This window comes from Sorangium sp. So ce302, assembly GCF_051530145.1.
Classification (GTDB): Bacteria; Myxococcota_A; Polyangia; order Polyangiales; family Polyangiaceae; genus Sorangium; species Sorangium cellulosum_B.
Genome location: NZ_CP150326.1, coordinates 8,784,052 through 8,802,013 on the forward strand (window position 1 = coordinate 8,784,052; position 17,962 = coordinate 8,802,013).

Annotated in this window: 11 protein-coding genes; 4 read left to right on the forward strand and 7 right to left on the reverse strand. The window is 70.8% G+C overall.

What is annotated here, in order from left to right:
• Window positions 1-190: 190 nt before the first annotated feature.
• Entirely contained in the window at window positions 191-733 is a 543-nt protein-coding gene (locus WME73_RS33265; protein WP_437748054.1) for a response regulator, read from the forward strand.
• Between the two features lie 70 nt (window positions 734-803).
• On the opposite strand, the gene WME73_RS33270 is transcribed toward WME73_RS33265, so the two are convergent.
• From WME73_RS33270 to WME73_RS33295, 6 genes are all read right to left on the reverse strand, one after another.
• Window positions 804-1,298 (reverse strand): VOC family protein, encoded by a 495-nt coding sequence (locus WME73_RS33270; RefSeq protein ID WP_437912123.1) that lies wholly within the window; start codon window positions 1,296-1,298, stop codon window positions 804-806.
• 96 nt (window positions 1,299-1,394) lie between these two features.
• Window positions 1,395-2,246, reverse strand: a complete 852-nt coding sequence (locus WME73_RS33275) for a helix-turn-helix domain-containing protein (RefSeq protein WP_437912124.1) — start codon at window positions 2,244-2,246, stop codon at window positions 1,395-1,397.
• 156 nt (window positions 2,247-2,402) lie between these two features.
• Window positions 2,403-3,524, reverse strand: a complete 1,122-nt coding sequence (locus tag WME73_RS33280; protein WP_437912125.1) for an ADP-ribosylglycohydrolase family protein — start codon at window positions 3,522-3,524, stop codon at window positions 2,403-2,405.
• Between the two features lie 195 nt (window positions 3,525-3,719).
• The gene (locus WME73_RS33285) at window positions 3,720-5,381 is read right to left on the reverse strand and encodes an MYXO-CTERM sorting domain-containing protein (protein ID WP_437912126.1); all 1,662 of its coding nucleotides are present in this window, start codon (window positions 5,379-5,381) and stop codon (window positions 3,720-3,722) included.
• 258 nt (window positions 5,382-5,639) lie between these two features.
• Window positions 5,640-6,335: a hypothetical protein gene (locus WME73_RS33290; RefSeq protein WP_437912127.1), complete on the reverse strand. Its 696-nt coding sequence runs from the start codon at window positions 6,333-6,335 to the stop codon at window positions 5,640-5,642.
• Window positions 6,336-6,533: 198 nt separating this feature from the next.
• Complete coding sequence (locus tag WME73_RS33295; protein ID WP_437740377.1) at window positions 6,534-8,030, reverse strand: amidase; 1,497 nt, start codon at window positions 8,028-8,030, stop codon at window positions 6,534-6,536.
• Between the two features lie 1,504 nt (window positions 8,031-9,534).
• Between WME73_RS33295 and WME73_RS33300 the strand changes: the two genes are divergently transcribed.
• Window positions 9,535-13,479 carry a serine/threonine-protein kinase gene (locus WME73_RS33300; RefSeq protein WP_437912128.1) on the forward strand — a complete coding sequence of 1,315 codons (3,945 nt, stop codon included), beginning with the start codon at window positions 9,535-9,537 and terminating at the stop codon, window positions 13,477-13,479.
• On the opposite strand, the gene WME73_RS33305 is transcribed toward WME73_RS33300, so the two are convergent.
• On the reverse strand, window positions 13,426-14,553 hold the full coding sequence (locus WME73_RS33305) for a sterol desaturase family protein (protein ID WP_437740379.1): 1,128 nt from the start codon (window positions 14,551-14,553) through the stop codon (window positions 13,426-13,428). The genes WME73_RS33300 and WME73_RS33305 overlap by 54 nt on opposite strands.
• 365 nt (window positions 14,554-14,918) lie before the next feature.
• Between WME73_RS33305 and WME73_RS33310 the strand changes: the two genes are divergently transcribed.
• Both WME73_RS33310 and xylF read left to right on the forward strand, forming a co-directional pair.
• On the forward strand, window positions 14,919-16,583 hold the full coding sequence (locus tag WME73_RS33310) for a glycoside hydrolase 5 family protein (protein WP_437740380.1): 1,665 nt from the start codon (window positions 14,919-14,921) through the stop codon (window positions 16,581-16,583).
• A 77-nt stretch (window positions 16,584-16,660) separates the two neighbouring features.
• Window positions 16,661-17,752, forward strand: a complete 1,092-nt coding sequence (gene xylF, locus WME73_RS33315) for a D-xylose ABC transporter substrate-binding protein (RefSeq protein WP_437748055.1) — start codon at window positions 16,661-16,663, stop codon at window positions 17,750-17,752.
• Window positions 17,753-17,962 lie beyond the last annotated feature (210 nt).

The following is a 17,962-nucleotide window of genomic DNA, read 5'->3' on the forward strand; positions in this document are numbered from 1 at the left end:
CGCGCACTTCCGCAGCACAGCGGCAGGAGATGCGGGCCCGCGATCGTCGCAGGGAGGCAGCACTGTGTCATCGATCGTAAGAGCCCATCGCACCTCTTCGCAGGGTCAGCACAGGGACGCCACGATCTCGTCTTCCCGACGAAAGTATTGCGTCCTCGTCGTCGACGACGACGAAAGGGCGCTGAGGTCCATTTCCGCGGTCCTCTCCGGGGACGTCGACGTCGTGGAATGTACGTCGGCGGAGCAGGCGCTCGTATTGCTCGAGACCAGGGAGTTTCACCTGGTCTGCTCCGACGTGGTGATGCCTGGGATGAAAGGGGACGAGCTGCTCCGGAGGGTGGCGAACATGCCCGTGTACACGAGCTGTCTCCTCATCACCGGCGCCGAGGAGTACACGCGCTCGAAGGAGGCCGTGTATCACCACGTCCTGCTCAAGCCGTTCAATCCGGCCCGGCTCACGGCGCTCGTCCTTCAGCTGGCGCGCCTCACCGAGATGAAGCGCTCGGTCCACTCGATGGCGGACTCGCTCACGCCGACGGACGCCGGGAGCGAGCTCGTGTCGTGCGGCTGGCCCGACGCCGGCATGGCGCCGGAGTCGTCGCACGCGCCGAGATCCACGAGGCTGGAGGCCTGCGTGACGTGCGGCGCCACGCCGCACGATCTGCCGCACGAGCCGGAGCCGGCGAGGGCCGCCGCGTCCACGCTCCGGGCCCGGAAGCGATGGGCCCGGTGAGCCTGCTGTCGCGCCGCCGCCCGCGCCGGCCGCGGGGCGGCCCGGCGGCGCGCGGCCGTCGCGGCGCGGGTCAGGCGCCGCTCGGGCCCTGCTCTTCCCACCACCTCGCCATGCGCACCTGCATCTCATCGACCGAGACGTCCTCGATGACGGCCGACAGGATCCACTGGTGCCCGAACGGGTCCTCGATCCTGCCCTCTCGCCGGCCGTAGAACTGGTCCGCGATCGGGTAGATGATCTTGGCCCCCGCCTCGACGGCGCGCGCGGCGACCGCGTCGGGGTCCTCGACGTTCAGCGTGAGGACGATCGGCGAGCCGCCGAGCGCCTTCGGGCCGCGCGCGTTCCACTGGGGGGCCTCGTCGGCGATGCTGATGACGGAGTCGCCGATCACGAGCTCGGCGCAGACGATGGCGCCGCCGAGCTTCGGGTCGGCGAGGCGCAGCTTCTCGGTCGCGCCGAACGCCTTCTTGTAGAACAAGATGGCGTCGGGCGCGCCGGCAACGACGACGTGCGGCACGACGGCGTGGTACGGGGGCGGGGCGATAGGGTGCGGTCTCTGGGTCATGAGCGAAGGATGGCCACGCGGCCGGAGCGGGTATTGTAAAAACGTGCCGGCCTGCCGAGCCGGCTCGTCCAGCGCCGCCTCAGCCATCGCCGGTGGTCAGCCATCGAGCGGGACATGGTTCCGCTCGCGACGCCTGGTCACGTACTCGGTGGGCGTGAGGCCGGCGAACGCGCGGAAGTCGTGGATGAAGTGCGCCTGGTCGTAATAGCCACACGCGGCTGCGACGCCCGCCCAGGAGACGCGCTCGCCGCGCTCGATCGCGGAGACCGCCTGCTGGAAGCGCTGCACACGGCAATAACGCTTCGGGGTGAGGCCGACCCGCTCGGTGAAGCTCCGGATGAACCGCTTCGAGCTCATCCCGAGCTGCCCTGTCACGTCAGCCACGGTCCACGCGCGGGACGGGTCCGCGAACGCGGCGAGCGCGAAATCGACCGAGGGATCGCGCTCGAGCGGCGCGCGCGGGCGGAGGAGCCGCGACGCGAGGGCGGACTCGAGCGCGCGGAGCCTTTCCTCGGGGGTCTTCGCCTCGAGCACGCGCTCGCGGACGAGGGCGGCCTCGCGCCCCCACAGCGCGTCGAGCGAGACGTGGGCGCCGCCGAGCGCCGCGGCGTCCGGGCCGAAGAACGGGGCCGCGCCGCCCGGGGAGAGCTCCGCGCCCACGATCGCGCGCTGCTCCGCCGTGTCGATCGCGAAGTGCTCGGCGTGGGCGCCGCAGACGGCGATGCCGGAGAGGCGGTGGCAGCGGGCGGCGCCGCCATCGGCAGCGCCGTGCTCGGCAGCGCCGTCGTACCAGCGCAGCTCGTCCTCGACGAGGTTGATGAGGAGGCTCATGGCGCCGCTGGGGAGCACGCGCTCGAGCAGGTCGGGGAGCTCGGGGGCGGCGTAGTACCAGAGCAGGCGGACGAAGCGGCCGAGTGGGGGAGGCGGGGTGTACGTAACGAAGCGCATGGGGAGGCCCGGGAGAGGCAGCATGCCATGGCCGAGGACGCGCGGCGCGCAAAGGCCGCTCCGATCGAGCCGTACCGCGGTCGAGCTGACGCCCCGCTCCATCGAGCCAGCGCGCGAACGGCTTCGGGAGCGGTCCCGTGGAGGGGCGCTCGGAGCTCAGTAAGGCGGCAGCATCCTCCGGAATCCGTGGCCCAGCGCCAGCACCAGGAAGACCAGGTTGCGCAACGGCAATACCGGCCAGAAGAGGCCGAGAGGCCCTTCCGCTAGGGCGCTTCGCTCCTCCCCCGCCGCGGCGCCCTCCCCTTGTTCGCCCCGGAACACCCGCGCGAGGCGCGCGCCGAGCCGCCGCATCCACGCGACCGACCGCGGAAAATCGGCGATCCCGTCGAGCCACGCTCCAGGGATCCCGCGCGCCCCCAGCGTCGCGCCCGCGAGGCCGCCGACGATCGCGCCCGTGCTGTCGGCGTCGCCGCCGAGCAGGATCACGTCCTCCACCGCGCGGCGGAAATCGCCCGGGTGCGCGAGCCAGCAGAACAGGGCCGCTGGAACGGTGTCCACGATGAAGCCGCTCACGCCCTGATGGAGGCCTATCGCCGCGGCGAAGTCCTCCGCCGAGGCGCGCCGGCCGAGCAGCTCCGCCGCGCGGTCGAGCCTGCGGCGGAGCTCCTCGTCCGCGACGCGCTCGCGGAGCAGCGCGAGCAGCTCGGCCGGACTCACCTGCTCGGGCGTGCGCACCGCGGCATACGCGGCCGCGAGCGCGATGATCCGCGCGCCCTCCTCGGCGCGTGGATCGGTGTGCGTGAGGCGCGTGGACGCGCGCACCATGGCCTCGATGCGCGACGGCGTGAGCGCGAGGGCCGCGCCCAGGATCGGCGCGCGCATCGCGGCGCCGTTGCCCGCGGAGAAGACGCCGCTCCGCTCCGGAGAGAACCCGAGCCACAGCTTGAGGATCGCCCGCAAGGTGGCGTAACCGACGCCCGCCGGCAGCGAGGCGAGCCAGCCGCGGAGCTGCCACGCGAGCGCGCGCGCGAACCGCGCCGCGTCCCCCGGCGCGGCCAGGAGCGCCTGGGCCGTCATGCACGCGTGCTCGGCGTCGTCGCTGATCATCCCGCGGCCGAGCACGAAGCGGTGCTCGATCGGCGACGCGCCGAAGAGGCGAGCGGCGCGGCGGCGCGACAGGCCCTCTCTGGGCAGGCCGAGCGCGTCGCCGACCGCCGTCCCAAGGAGGACGCCGGCGAGGCGGTCCTCGCGATCGATGGGTATCGTCTCGATGGCCATGCGAGCACGCGCTTCACGTTCCGTGCCCGGAACGCGCGGAGGAGATCCGCGCTTTCACCCGCCCTGGCCAGGGCGGCGGCATGCCAGGATGGCAGTCCCTCGACAGGCTGATCGACACCGTGTCGCGAGAGCCGCGGTAACCCGCTCCGGAACAGGCCCTTCTCGGCGTCTTCGGCGCTCCGCGCGCGTGGCTGGCTACGCCCGCCGGCGCCGCCGCGCGAGCGCGAGGCCCGCGAGCGCGGCGAACGCAGCGGCGCCTCCGCCCGGGCCCGCCGAACCGCCAGCGCTGCACCCGGCCGCCGCCTGCGCACCGTCGGGCGCGTCGCCGGCGAGATCGCTCGCCTCTTCGAGGTCGGACAGATCCGGCAAAGCGTCGGACTCGTCGCGCCTCAGCAGCGCCGGCTCGTCCTCCAGCGCGTTGTCGGCGATCGGCCGGACGACGACCTCCTCGTAGTAGCCCTCCAGGCCCTTCGAGCCGGCTCGCAGCGCCGCGACCGGCGGCGCTGTGGCGCCGGCCGCCTCGACCCGGAACAGCGTGTTGCCGAGCGTCACATACCAGCCCCCGTCGAACCAGCGCGCGTGGCCGAGCGCGCTGCTGATCTCCTCGGGCGCGGCGCCCGGGCGGCCGATGTAACGCTTGCCCTCGTTGAGGAACACCACCTCGCCAGAATCGCTGATGCCGTCGTGGCCGACACGGAGCTTCTGCTGATCGAGCTGGCTCGAGGTCGCGAAGGAGCTGAGCTGGTGCAGCTCGCCGTCCGGGGTCCGCAGCCACACCTGGTTCACGTCCCCGTCGCTCCTCAGGAACCCGGCGTGCCCCGCGTGCAGGAGCAACCCCGCGGGATCGCCCGCGATCGAGTCGCCGAGAGCGACCTCTGCGCCATCCGCCGTGTACAGGAAGCTCGAGCTCGTGCTCCCGTCCGACCACCGGCCAGCGACGTTCGTCCCATCGGTGATGGGCCGCTCCAGGTTGCCCGGGTGGTCTCCGAGGGTGCCCACGAGCAGGTGGCGGATGAACGGCTCTTCGTGCGTTGCGTAATAGATGTCACCGGTGGCCGCGATGTCGGACTGGAACGGCGAGTCGCTGCCCGTCCGGCTCCAGATGCCCCGGCTGTGCCCCGTCGACAGCGTGTGCGCGTAGGCCCTGCCCCCGTCCTCCGTGACCCACACCAGCGAGTCGCCGTTCACCGCGTCCAGCCGGCCCGTCGTGATCCTGGTCCACACGCCGTCGACCGACGTGAAGATGCGGCCGTATCCTGACTGGATGGCGGCGCCCGACGGCGTGAGCGCGCCGTAGGTGGGGGTGCTCCCGGGCGGATCCTGCGGCAGCGTCGCGAGCCAGCTCACCTGCTGCGAGGCGCGGTCGAGGACGCCGAGCGACTGGAACTGATTCAGGAACAGGACACGGGCAGCGTCGAAGTCGAGGATTGAGCCCTGGACGCGATGCACCGCGACGAGCTTCGGGCTCCGCTCGATAAGGAGGGGCCCGAAGGTCGCCGTGGCCTCGGAGCCGGCGCCCGCATTGCCCGAGAGCGTGACGGTGAGCTCTTCCCCCGATTCGAACGCCGGGAAGGGGCGAGTGAGGAGCATCAGCGTCCCCGGAGGCGAGCTCGAGGTGCGGTCGATGCAAGCGCTCGCCGTCTGCGTCCGGCCTCGAACCTCCACGCAAAGGCGCTGGCACGCCTGGGTCGATGTCGCGAAACACCTCACGTCGAGCGGCACGTTCCCCGAGATGACGCTGTGGGGGCGCGGGCTCGAGAGGTAAAGAAGCGGCGTCTCCTGGGCCAGCGCAGCCGCGGCCGTGAGCGACAGGAGCGATGCGGCGGCGATGCTGATCAGCGTACGAGAATCGCGCATGGGACCTCCAGTTGATGAACACTTGGATGCTGCCCCGTGGCGCCGTGTTCACGGCATCCCTCGCCAGGGGCAGCGCGCGCGGCTCCTTGGAGCAACGCGAGCGCGAACGGAAGCGGCTTCGCCCCCGCTCGCACGCTGTCATCGGATCACCCCGGTCACTCGAGCGCTCGAGCCTGCCAGCTCCAATGTGCTCCGAGCACCGACGGCGAGCTCAGCGAAGCTTCCATCGCCGAGCCCGCCCCCCAGGACGCCTGCGCCTCAGGGGCAGCGCGGAGCTGTGTACTCGCCGCTGGGATCGGTTTCCCAGAGCGAGCCCACGCTGAGACGGAAGCGCACTTCGGCCTCGTCGATGGAGAGGATCTCGAGCGTGCCCGGTCCAAACGACCCACCGCCCCACGGGCAGTCGTCCGGCTGCGGAGAGTAGGGCTCGCCCGTCTCGCTCATGTGGCTATAGCTGACGAGCGCGGGATCCTCGAGATCGTAGACGCCGACCTGCTGGTAGGCGCTGGGCAGCACGATGCTCAGCGCCCAGTGCCCGCCGCAGGTGAGATGCGTGGTCGGGGAGCCGCACGAGACACCGAGATCCGATGCACGAAGGAAGAGGTCATTGGGATCGAGCGCGGGGCCGCCGCCCGACCCGCTGCTGCCGCCGACGTCACCCTGGCTCTCCCAGTACCGGTCCCAGAGCACCTCCATCTGAGCGCGCGTCAAGGCGACAGCCGGCAACGCATCACCTGGCTCAGCGTCGCCCCCGGAGCTGCCGCTGCCCGCAGTGTCGATCGAGCCGCTCTCGCCCGGCGGATCGGCGGGGTCGTTCGAGCCGCTCTCGCCCGGCGGATCGGCGGGGTCGTTCGCCCCGCCGTCGTTCATCGCGCCCTCGATGAAGCTCACGTCACAGGCGGCCAGCAGGAGGGGCGCCAGGATCAACAGCATGGAAGCGTTCTTCGTCGTCATGGCGTCCACCATTGCACGACCAGCGCCAACCTGACGGCAGACCAAAACCACGGCCAAACGACGGTGCAACACGCAACCTGTGCCGCGGGTGTGCCAGCGTGCGCCTTGGCGCCCTTGGCCGGCTGCGGCCCGTGAGGGCCGCGCCGCCCACGCTCGTCCCTCGCACCCCCGACAGCGCCGGAGGTGCGAGGCGCGAGCTCACCACGAGGTCAGCTGAGCTTCGATCCTGTGTTGAGTCGCCTGCTCGTAATCGTAGGCGAACCCCAGCAGCTCAGCCTCGCTCCAGCGAGGGCCGACGAAGATCAGGCTGAAGGGAGCCCCGTCGCTGTATTGACCAGCGGGCACGACCACCCCGGGCAAGCCCGCGATGTTGATCGCGGACTCCGTCGTCGCGGGATAGGTGTCCGAGCCAGAGAGCTCCGGCAGCGTGTCATAGGTCTGCGGAAACGCGAGGCCGTCCAGATCGTGCGCCGCCATCACGGAATCGAAGACGTTCACGTACTGGTCCCGCAGGGCCCAGAAGCCAGACAGATCGGGCGCGTCCTCGGGGAAGAGCAGCGAGGCGGCCAGCACGGGGAGCTTGTCGACGTACCAGGACAGCGGCCCGCCGACGGGATCGAACGGAGATATCCCCGTGTAGGCCGCCAGTCCGTCGATCGAGCCGACGATAGTCCCGCCGACCTTGACCCCCTTGAGGTAGCGCTGGAAGTCGTAGGCCACAGACTCCGTCCCTCGCATGTCATAGGGCTCATCGAGCAAGGCCAGATCGGCGAAGCCGCTCCCGGCGAAGGGATCTTCGACGACGATCGCGCCTTGCTCCACCAGCTCCTCGATCGTTTGCTCGTACAGCGCTTGCGTCTCGGGAGACAGGCCGCCGTTGCGCCACCCTGAGCCGTACAGGCCGATTCGCTTTCCGCAGAGGGCGGTCTTGCTCAGCTGGCTCGTGTAGCCCCCCACGGGCAGGTGTCCATTGGACAGGCTCGTCTTGGGGTCCTCCGGGGAGTAGCCCGCGAGGATATCCATCATCATGGCGGCGTCGCGGACAGTCCGCGCGATGGGGCCCACCACGTCTCTCGTGCTGGCGGCCAGGGGCACGACGCCGGCCGTGGGGACGAGGGCGAACGTCGGCTTGATGCCGACGAGGCTCTGCGCGGCCGCAGGGTTCTGGATGGATCCCCCCGTCTCCTCCGCGAGGCCAAGCACGGCGAAGTTGCCGGCCACCGCAGTGGCCGTGCCGCTGCTGCTCGCCCCGGGCACCAGGGTCGGGTCCACGGCGTTGTAGGTGGGCCCCGCCCAGCTGCTGTTCGCCCGGGTGCCGTCGTCGCTGAAGGCCGGGATGTTCGTCTTCCCGAGGATGATGGCCCCGGCGGCTATCAACCGATCGACGACGACGGAGTTCTTGATGGGGAGCAGATCGACACCGCCGGCGACCTGCGAGCTGAGCGGAGCCCAGCCCGCCGTCGACGGCAAGCCGACGTGATCCATCGACTCCTTGATGACAACGGGGATCCCGGCCAGGGGGCCGAGGGCCACGCCGTTCCTCCGCTTCCTGTCGATCTCGCGCGCCTGCGCGACGGCGTTCGGGTTCAACGAGGTGAACGCGTTGTAGGACGACTCGTACTGCGCGATCCTCGAGAGATAGGCGTTCGTCAGCGCCTCCGCCGTGTAACGGCGCATCAGGTACGCCCACTGCACCTTCGAGATCGTGAGCTCAGATACGTCGATAGCGGGAACGCCAACGGGGGCGGTCGCACCATAGGCGGTGCTGGGAGCCCCTGCGGCAATACCAACGAAAATGGCTGCTACCAAGGCAGCGCCAGACAGAATGTTCTTGTTCACGATGGACTGCTCCCTCTCACTTCAGAACATCGACCCTATGCCGAATGAACCTCCGCCGTCGGGTGCCGATTCGGAACCTCGAGCTCGAATCACACGAGTACAGCGGAGCAGAGCTCGACGAGGCATGGAATCGTCGCGCTCCGCTCGTTCAAGGCCATGTGATGGCGCCCATCGCTCCGGACGAATCGCCATAGCGTGACAATGACAATACCAACCACTTCCGCGAACCCATTGGCTCGCGCCATCTCGACGGTTCGTCGAGAGCAATTTTAGCTAGGATGTACAGCGGCCTTGAGCAGGAGATTCTTCGTGGCTTTTTACCAGCCAAGCAGGTGACACAGAGACAGAAGAAGCGCGCCTCGAATGCGGTTGCTCTGCTACAAAGATGAAGAATATGCGAGAGCTAGGCGCATCATACTTCATGTAAGATATAGCAAGTCGGGGTTCGGTGGCAAGTTGATGTTCGGATTTTTTGAATAGCTTGGGATTCTCGCTGCCTCCCTTGTGCTCCACGTCTAGCCCTAGCCGCGCTGGCCCCCTCTGGCCCCCTCTGGCCCCCTCTGGCCGCTGCAGCGCGGCTTGCTGGCACGCACCGTGCACCGTGCAGCCGACGGGGCGGCGCCTCGCCGGCTGCGACGGAGCAGCCTTGTGACCGGTTGTCATCGGCATGGCGCAAACCGCTCGGGGCGCGAGCTGGTACCGCCGGGGGCGGGGCGGCGTCGGTCCTGTCCATCTGACACGGGGCGTTGTTCGTTGCCCAGCGGCCCAGCGATGCGCGGCGGGCACACTCGTCGAGGTGGCCGCTGCCCGGGGCGGGCCCGCGTCGTTCAAGGCGCTTCGGCCAACCGACGGTCAGCGGAGGCCTGCCCCCGGGGTGGGAGAGCATTCTTTGGAACCATGTGTTCCGCTCTCCTTGAAAAGTGACACCCAATCAACAACTCAGGCACCCATCGAAGGGGCCTCCTTATACATACTCCGCAGCCTGCGGACGCTCGTCCACGTCGGCCCGGCTTCGCCCCCGGCGGGGCGATGCCGCAGAGCCAAGCGCGGCGCGGCGCGCCGGCGCACGCTGGCACACGTCGTCCCCCCCATGTCAGAGAAGTCGTCACTTGATCTGAGCCGCTTACGGAGGATCAGAACACCGGTCTCGGGGAACAGAGACAGGCCTTGAGGGGAGAGAGGACTCAGGATCCTTCACAAGAAATCGTCCAGTGGCGCCTCGCCCCTGCTGGACGGACTGCGGTGAGGCTGGCCACGGACACGGGGGCGACGATCCGCACCTGCCCCAATGTCGGCCTCGGCGGCCAGCCCCGGCGCTCGCCGTGGACTTTCACGGCCGAGGACGCCGATACTCGAGGGGATGCAACCAGGGGAAGTGCTCGGAGGCCGCTTCGAGATCGTGGGCCGGGCGTGCGCCGGCGGCATGGGGGCGGTCTTCCAGGCGGTCGATCGGCGCTCGGGCGAGGTCGTGGCCGTGAAAGTGTGCCTCGACGAACAGAAATCCGGCGACGAATCGCGCCTCTCTCGCGAGTCCAGGGTGCTCGCAGAGCTCTCCTGCCCAGGTATCGTGCGCTACGTCGCGCACGGGCTCGGCGCCTCGGGCGCGCCGTGGCTCGCCATGGAGTGGCTCGATGGCGAGGATCTCGAGCAGCGGCTCCAGCGCCGGGTGCTCACCGTGGACGAGGCGATCGCGCTCACGGTAGGCGCCGCCGCCGCGCTCGCGGCGGTCCACGCGCGCGGCATCGTTCACCGCGATCTCAAGCCGAGCAACCTGTTCCTGGTGAACGGCGACGCCGCGCGCGTGAAGCTGCTCGACTTCGGCATCGCCGGGATCCCCGACGCCACGCGGCTCACGCGGACGGGCGCCTTCGTCGGGACCCCGGCGTACATGGCGCCAGAGCAGGCCCGGAGCGGGCAGGACGTCGACGCGCGCGCCGACGTCTTCGCGCTCGGCTGCGTGCTGTTCGAGTGCCTCACCGGCCAGCCGGCCTTCTGCGGGGCTCACCTGATGGCCGTCCTCGCGAAGATCCTCCTCGACGAGGTGCCGCGGATAAGCTCCCTCTGCCCCGGCGTCCCCCCCGCCCTCGACGCGCTCTGCGCCCGGATGCTCGCCAAGAACCCGGACGACCGCCCCCGCGACGGCGCGGAGATCGCCGCGGCGCTCGAGGCCATGGGCGTCTCGCCGCTGGCGCGCGCGCCGTCGGAGCCGCCTCGTTCGAACCGGCGCCGCCAGTCCTCGCTGACCCACAAGGAGCGGCGGGTGCTCTCGGTGGCGCTGATGGGGCCCGGGCCGCGGCTCGCCGCTTCCCCGGGGCGGGCCGACTCCGAGACGGTGGTCGCTGTCGTGTCGCCGGAGCTGCGCCGGGAGATCGAGGCGCTCGGCGCGTGCCTGGAGCTCCTGGCGGACGGGTCGATCCTGGTGATCCTCCTCGGAGCGGGCGTGGCGACGGATCAGGCCGCGCAGGCGGCCCGCTGCGCGCTCCTGCTCCGCGCCGCCGGCGGGGACCGGCCGGTGGTCCTCACGACCGGCCGCGTGGAGGTCACGGGCGGCCGGCCCGTCGGCGACGTGATCGACCGCGCCGTCCGGATGCTGGCGCAGCCCACGGCGGCGCTTCCGGGCGCGCCGGCGGCAGGGCGCGGGACGCCCATCGCCATCGACGAGGTGACCGCCGCGCTGCTCGACGCCCGCTTCGAGGTCGTCGAGACCGAGGCGGGCCTGTGGCTCCGGGGAGAGGAGCCGCTCGCCCGCGGCGCGCGCATGCTCCTCGGCAAGCCCACGGCCTGCGTCGGGCGCGACTGGGAGGTGGCCACCCTCGAGGCCCTCCTCGCCGGGTGCATCGAGGAGTCGCGGGCGCGCGCCGTGCTCGTCACCGCGCCCGCGGGGCTCGGCAAGTCGCGCCTCGCCTACGAGATCATCCGCCGCGTCCGGCAGCGCGACGAGCCCGTCGCGGTCTGGATCGGCCGCGGCGACCCGCTCCGCAAGGGCGCCCCGTTCGGGATGCTGCGGCAGGCCCTCCAGGGCGCGTTCGGGATCCGCGACCGAGAGCCGATCGAGGCGCGCCGGGAGAAGCTGCTCGCGCGGGTGACCGAGCGCGTCCGCGCGGCCGACGCGCAGCGCGTGGCGGAGTTCCTCGGCGAGCTCCTGGGCACGCCGTTCCCCGACGAGGACAGCGCGCCCCTCCGCGCCGCCCGCAAGGACGCCCCGCTGATGGGCGATCAGATGCGCAGGGCCTGGCTCGATTTCGCCTCGGCCGCGTGCGCCGCGCAGCCGCTCCTCCTCGTGCTGGAGGACCTGCACTGGGGCGACCTGCCCACCGTCCAGTTCATCAACGACGCCCTGCGCCGGCTCGCGGACCAGCCCCTCCTGGTGCTCGCCCTGGCGCGACCCGAGGTGTACACGCTGTTCCCAGGGCTCTGGGCCCACAGGGATCTCCAGGAGCTCCGGCTCAAGGAGCTGAGCTCCCGGGCGGGCGCGCGGCTCGTGCGGCACGTCCTCGGCGATGGGGTGAGCGCCGAGACCGTGGCGCAGCTCGTGGCACAGGCCGACGGCAACGCGTTTTATCTGGAGGAGCTCATCCGGGCGACGTCCGAGGGGAACCAGGGCGCGCTCCCGGAGACCGTGCTGGCGATGGTGCAGTCCCGGCTGGAGCGCCTCGACAGCGCGGCGCGGCAGGTGCTGCGCGCGGCGAGCATCTTCGGACGGGTGTTCTGGCGGGGCGCGGTGGAGGCGCTGCTCGGCGGCCCCGGCGGCGTCTCCGGGCTCGCGGATCACCTCGATCGCCTCGAGCGGCTGGAATGGATCGGCGCGCGCGACGAGGCGAGGTTCGAGGGAGAGCGGGAGCTCGTCTTCCGCCACGCGCTCGTGCGCGAGGCGGCTTACGGGATGCTCACCGACCAGGATCGCGCGCTCGGCCACCGGCTCGCCGGCGAGTGGCTCCAGCGCGCGGCCGAGCCCTCGGCCGCGGTGATCGCGGAGCACTTCGATCGGGGCGGCGAGCCGCTGCGCGCCGCCGCATTCTATCATCAGGCCGCGGCGCAGGCGCTCGCCGCGAACGACCTCGTCGTGGTGCTCTCGTGGACCGGGCGCGCCATCGAGCTCGGCATCAGCGGCGAGGCGCGCGGCGAGGTCCTCCTGCACCGGGCCGAGGCGCACCACTGGCGCGGCGAGCTCGTCGAGGCCGCGCGCTGGGCGACGATGGCGGTGGAGGAGCTGCCCCGACGCAGCGCGCCCTGGTACGCCGCCGTGCGCGAGGCCGCGGTCGTGCTGGCCCGGCTGGGGCAGCACGATCGCCTCGCCAGCCTCAGCGGCGATCTCGCGGACGCCTGGACCGGAGAGGGCGCGACGGGCCCGCTCCTGGCGGCGTCCGCTGGGACGGCGCTCTACCTGACGATCAGCGGCCTCTACGCGCACGCCACGCCGCTCCAGGCGCTCATCGACGCCGCGGCCGAGCGCTTCTGCGACGACCCGGCCGTGAGCGGGGTCGTCCTCCGCGAGCGCGCCTGGCGCGAGCTGTACGCGGGCCGACACGGCTCGGGCCGGGCGCTGTTCGCGCGCTCGGTCGCCTCCCACGAGCGCGCGGGGAACCTGCGCCTGGCCTGCTTCTGCCGGCTCGATCTCGGCTTCCAGGAGCACCAGCTCGGCGCGTACGCCGAGGCGGAGGCCATCCTCCGCGCCGCGCTCGCGGACGCCGAGCGCATGGGCCTCGACGGCTGCATGGCGGTCGCGTGGAGCACCCTCGGCGCGCCCCTCTGCCGCCTGGGCGCGCTCGACGAGGCGCGCGAGGCCCTGAGGAAGGCCATCGCGTTCCTGGAGGCGCAGGGGGATCGCCGGCTCGCGGGCGCGTCGCGCACCTACCTCGCCGGGTGCCTGATGCGCGCGGGCGATCTCGCCGGCGCCGAGGCCGAGGCCCGGCGCGCCGTGGCGCAGCTGGAGCGGATAGGTCCGCTCGTCGTGCTGGCGCGGGCGACGCTGGCGGCCGTCCTGCTCGCGCGCGGCGAGACCTCCGAGGCGCTCGCCGAGGCGCGCGCGGCGGTCGCGTTGCTCGATCGGCTGGGCATGGTCGAGGAGGGCTCGGCGTTCGCCCGCCTGGTCCACGCCGAGGCGCTGTTCTCGGCGGGCGATCTCCCGGCGGCCCGGACCGCCATCGCGCACGCCCGGACGAGGCTCCTCGACGTCGCCGCCCAGCTCGACGATGCCGCGCTGCGCGAGCAGTTCCTCCAGCGCGTCGAGGAGAACGCACGCACGCTCGAGCTAGCGCGCGCGTGGGTCGACGAGGGGAGCTCCGCAGGACGACGAGGGCTCTAGCGCCGCCGCGCCCGGCGCCGGCAGGCTCGGCCCGTCGAGCAGCGCTCCGACCGCCGCGAGCGCCGCGAGGAGGACGGCCGCCCCCGCCCACAGGGGGCCCGCGGCCATGCCCGGCGACGCGTGGAGGTACGCGATCGCGCCGAGCAGCGCCGCGAGGAAGAGCGCCGCGGCGAGCGCGCGCGCCCGGCGGGGGCGCGCCACGTCGTGAAGGGCGTAATCCGGGTCGGTGCGCAGCGGGCCGCCGTCGGGCGAAGTCGCGGTGGACCGCCACTCCGGCGGCCGGAACCAGACAAGCAGCTTGCCGGAGAGGCGCGGCTCCGCCGCCGCCATGCGCGCGAGCCTCCGCCACGGGTCGACGTTGGCGCGAAGCGCGCTGAAGCTGGCCAGCGGCTGGACCACGCCGTACCGCGGGGGCGCCCCCTCGGCGCAGAAGGTGCCGAACAGCCGATCCCAGACGATGAGCACGCCGCCGTGGTTCCTGTCGAGATACGCGGAGTCGACGCCGTGGTGCACGCGGTGATGAGATGGCGTGTTCAGCACCCACTCCAGCGGACCGAGGCGGCCGACGAGCTGCGTGTGAATCCAGAACTGATAGAGGATGTTCAGCGTATACGTCGTGACGACCATCCCCGTGGGGAAGCCGAGCACGGCGAGCGGCCAGAAGAACGGCCAGTACAAGGCCCGCTGGAGCCAGCTCTGGCGCAGCGCGACCGAGAGGTTGTAGTCCTCGCTCTGGTGGTGGACCGCGTGCGCGGCCCACATGAAGTTCACCCGATGGCTCGCGCGGTGCGCCCAGTAGTAGCAGAAGTCGACCGCGACGAAGCAGGCCGCCCAGCTCCACAAGGCGCCCTCGGGCAGCCGCGCGAGCGCGGCGCGCTCGAACAGGAAGAGATAGACGAGGACTCCGCCGCTCACGACGGAGACGATGACCTGCTGCCCGACCCCGCACGAGAGGTTGGCGAGCGCGTCGGAGAAGCGGTAGTCGCGGCGCCCGCGGCGGCGACAGAGCCAGAGCTCGACGCCGATGAGCGCGAAGAAGGCCGGCACCGCGAACAGGATCAAGCTCGGCGACATCCCCCGTCCTCCATGGAGCCGCCGCGCGGCGGATCGGCTCACGCCCGCCCAGTCTAGCCTGGAACCCCACCGGCGCGCCCGGAGACGCACCACGCGAAAGGCGCCACACCAGCCGACCTCTTCCCTGTTGACGCTGAACCGTTTAAGTGGTCTGCCACGAGCCACGCCGGCGCGCGAGCGACCACCCGGAGCGGAGATTTGTATCGTCGCGGAATCAGGGGGGAGCTCACCGGTGCCGCCGGCGATGCCACCCCGCGACGGTGGCGCAGCAGCTCGGCAGATCCCTGCGAACCGGACGAGCGCTCCGGGCGGCAGGGCTCAGCGATCCGTGAGGAACGACACTCGAACCACATAAGGAACCGACCATGAAGAAGACCTTCTTGCTCGCTTTGGGTTTGCTCTCCCTCGCCGCGTGCTCCTCCTCCGACCCGGCGGACCCCGCGCCCTCCGGCGGCACGGGCGGGTCCGGCAACACCGGCGGCGGCGGAAGCGGCGCCACCGGCGGGAGCGACGCCACCGGCGGCGGCGGAAGCGGCGCCACCGGCGGGAGCGACGCCACCGGCGGCGGCGGGGACGGAACCGGCGGCGGCCAGGAGCTCGACTGCGCCCAGCAACCGGAAAAGTGCTACGTCCGCGCCGAAGGTAGTAAGCTCACGCTCGACGGGAAACCGTACAGGTATATGGGCACGAACTTCTGGTCGGCTCCCTACATCAGCCGCGAGCGCCTGCGCACCGAGCTCGACATCCTCGAGGCCCACGGCGCCCTGAACCTCAGGATCATGGCGCTCAGCGAGGGCGACATCCCCGCGGCGCAGCAGAACGATCAGCAGTACGGCCCACAACGGATCTTTCCGGCATCGTCCGACAAACCGTGCGCCGATGCGCAGCTCGAGGCGTTCGCCGACAACCTGGTGACGGTGCTCGACGAGATGCACAGCCGCGGGATGAAGGCGGTGATGACCCTGAACGACTTCTGGCACTGGTCCGGCGGTATGCCCCAGTACATGAAGTGGGCTCACGAGCAGCCGACCCTCTCCTGCGGAGAGGACTTCAGCGCGTACCAGGTCGGCCTGACCCACCCCACGACGGGCGCTGCCCTGCTCGCGGCGGACCACCACGTGCCGTTCGCCGGCTCGATCCGGTTCCAGGAGGGCACAGGCCAGGACTGCCAGGCCGTGGCCATCGGCGAGTGGGCCATCCCTCACTCGGGCACGCTCGATCCGAACACGAACCCGTGGCCCGACCAGATGGATCTCTCGTCGCTGTTCTTCTGCAACGAGAAGGCCCAGGAGTTCTACTTCAGCCGGGCCAAGGTCCTGATCGAGAAGCTCAAGGACCATCCGGGGATCATGGCGTGGCAGCTCGGGAACGAGCCGCGATCGTTCAAGGGCTGGGGCCCGCTCTTCAAGCTCTGGGTCGAGAGGAACGCGAAGTTCATCAAGGACATCGACCCGAACCACCTCGTCTCCATCGGGTCGGAGGGCGACCTGTCCTATAACTGGGGCGACTACGCCAACAGCGATTACAGGGCGTTCCACGACGTGCCCGGCATCGATTACCTCACCTTCCACGTGTGGCCCGAGAACTGGGAGTGGTACGACCCGTCGCTGCCGATGGACAGCGCCGCCGACAAGGGGCTCCTGGCCGCCATCACCAAGAGCAACGGGTACATCGACGCGCAGCTCGCGCACGCCAGGGCGCTGGACAAGCCGATCGTCGTGGAGGAGTTCGGGCTCGCCCGGGACGACAAGTCCGAGCCGGTCTCGTCGCCCGTCGCCAAGCGGAACGAGTATTACGCTTCCATGTTCGACGCCGTCGTCGAGAACCCGGAGCTCGCCGGCGTCAACTTCTGGGCCTGGGCCGGGATCGGGAGGCCGTCGGACGACGGCAACGACTACTGGCTCCTCGGGAACGACTACATCGGCGATCCGCCCCATGAGCTCCAGGGGTGGTACTCGGTGTACGATGACGACACGGAAACCTTGAATCTTATCATGAGCTACGCCGACCAGCTCAACTCGACGCAGTAGCGCCGGCGGCCATAACAGAGCCCCTATCCCATTCATCTCACGCGGAGGTCACCTTGATTCGTCGCTCCACCTTTCTCATGGCGTTGTTCTCGCTCGCGTTCTCGGCCGGCTGCTCGAAGCCGGAGTCTGAAGGCGGCGCGAGCGCGAACAAGCCCGAGGCAACAGCCGCCAAGGGTGCGGAAACCAAGGGTCCGGAGAAGAAGAAAGACAAGATCACGATCGGCTTCTCCATGGATACCCTCAAGGAGGAGCGGTGGCAGCGCGACCGCGACCTGTTCAAGGCGAAGGCCGAGGCGCTCGGCGCCCAGGTGCTCGTGCAGTCCGCGAACAGCGACGACGCCCTCCAGAACTCGCAGGCGGAGAACCTGCTCACGCAGGGCGTCGACGTGCTCGTGGTCGTGCCCCACAACGCCAAGACGACCGCCACCATCGTCGAGTCGGCGCACAAGCAGAAGGTGCCCGTCATCGCGTACGACAGGCTGATCCTCGACTCCGACGTGGACCTTTACGTGTCCTTCGACAACGTCAAGGTGGGCGAGCTCCAGGCCGAGGCGCTCGTGAAGAAGTTCCCGAAGGGGAACTACATCCTCATCGGCGGCTCCCCGACCGACAACAACGCGAAGCTCTTCCGCGAAGGGCAGATGAACATCCTGAAGCCGCTCATCGACAAGGGCGACATCAAGACGGTGGCGGACCAGTGGGCCAAGGACTGGCAGCCGGTCGAGGCGCTCAAGATCACCGAGAACGCCCTCACCAAGAACAACAACAACGTCACGGCGGTCGTGGCGTCGAACGACGGGCTCGCGGGCGCGGCGGTCCAGGCCCTCGGCGAGCAGAAGCTCGCCGGCAAGGTCGGCGTCTCGGGCCAGGACGCCGAGCTCGCCGCCTGCCAGCGGATCGCGGCCGGCACCCAGAACATGACCGTCTACAAGCCGCTCAAGCTGCTCGCCGAGAAGGCCGCCGAGCTCGCCGTCAAGCTGGCGAAGAAGGAGCCCGTCGGCGAGAAGACGCAGACGGTCAACAACGGCAAGAAGGACGTCCCGAGCGTGCTCATCACGCCGGTCGCCGTGGACAAGGACAACCTCGCCGCGACGGTGATCGCGGACGGCTTCCACAAGGTCGAGGACGTCTACAAGGACCTCCCCAAGGACCAGTGGCCGGCCAAGTAGGCCCCTACTAGCTGGACATCCAGGGCCCGGCGAGCGACCCCACCAGGAACACGTCGCTCGCCGAGAGACTACGCCGCTCCACACATCGACGATCGACACGGGACGGCGCAGGCCTCGCGCGGTGACGCAGGTCCTGCGAGCCCGCCCGGCGCTGCCAGCGCCCACCGCCGCCGGCCCCGGCCGACGAAGTGCGCCGGCCATGGCCCCCGG

Coding starts and splice junctions, on each gene's coding strand:
- WME73_RS33280 (WP_437912125.1), bottom strand. CDS start 3,524: ATGGCCATCGAGACGATACCCATCGATCGCGAGGACCGCCTCGCCGGC.
- WME73_RS33290 (WP_437912127.1), bottom strand. CDS start 6,335: ATGACGACGAAGAACGCTTCCATGCTGTTGATCCTGGCGCCCCTCCTG.
- WME73_RS33270 (WP_437912123.1), bottom strand. CDS start 1,298: ATGACCCAGAGACCGCACCCTATCGCCCCGCCCCCGTACCACGCCGTC.
- xylF (WP_437748055.1), top strand. CDS start 16,661: ATGGCGTTGTTCTCGCTCGCGTTCTCGGCCGGCTGCTCGAAGCCGGAG.
- WME73_RS33300 (WP_437912128.1), top strand. CDS start 9,535: ATGCAACCAGGGGAAGTGCTCGGAGGCCGCTTCGAGATCGTGGGCCGG.
- WME73_RS33285 (WP_437912126.1), bottom strand. CDS start 5,381: ATGCGCGATTCTCGTACGCTGATCAGCATCGCCGCCGCATCGCTCCTG.
- WME73_RS33310 (WP_437740380.1), top strand. CDS start 14,919: ATGAAGAAGACCTTCTTGCTCGCTTTGGGTTTGCTCTCCCTCGCCGCG.
- WME73_RS33305 (WP_437740379.1), bottom strand. CDS start 14,553: ATGTCGCCGAGCTTGATCCTGTTCGCGGTGCCGGCCTTCTTCGCGCTC.
- WME73_RS33275 (WP_437912124.1), bottom strand. CDS start 2,246: ATGCGCTTCGTTACGTACACCCCGCCTCCCCCACTCGGCCGCTTCGTC.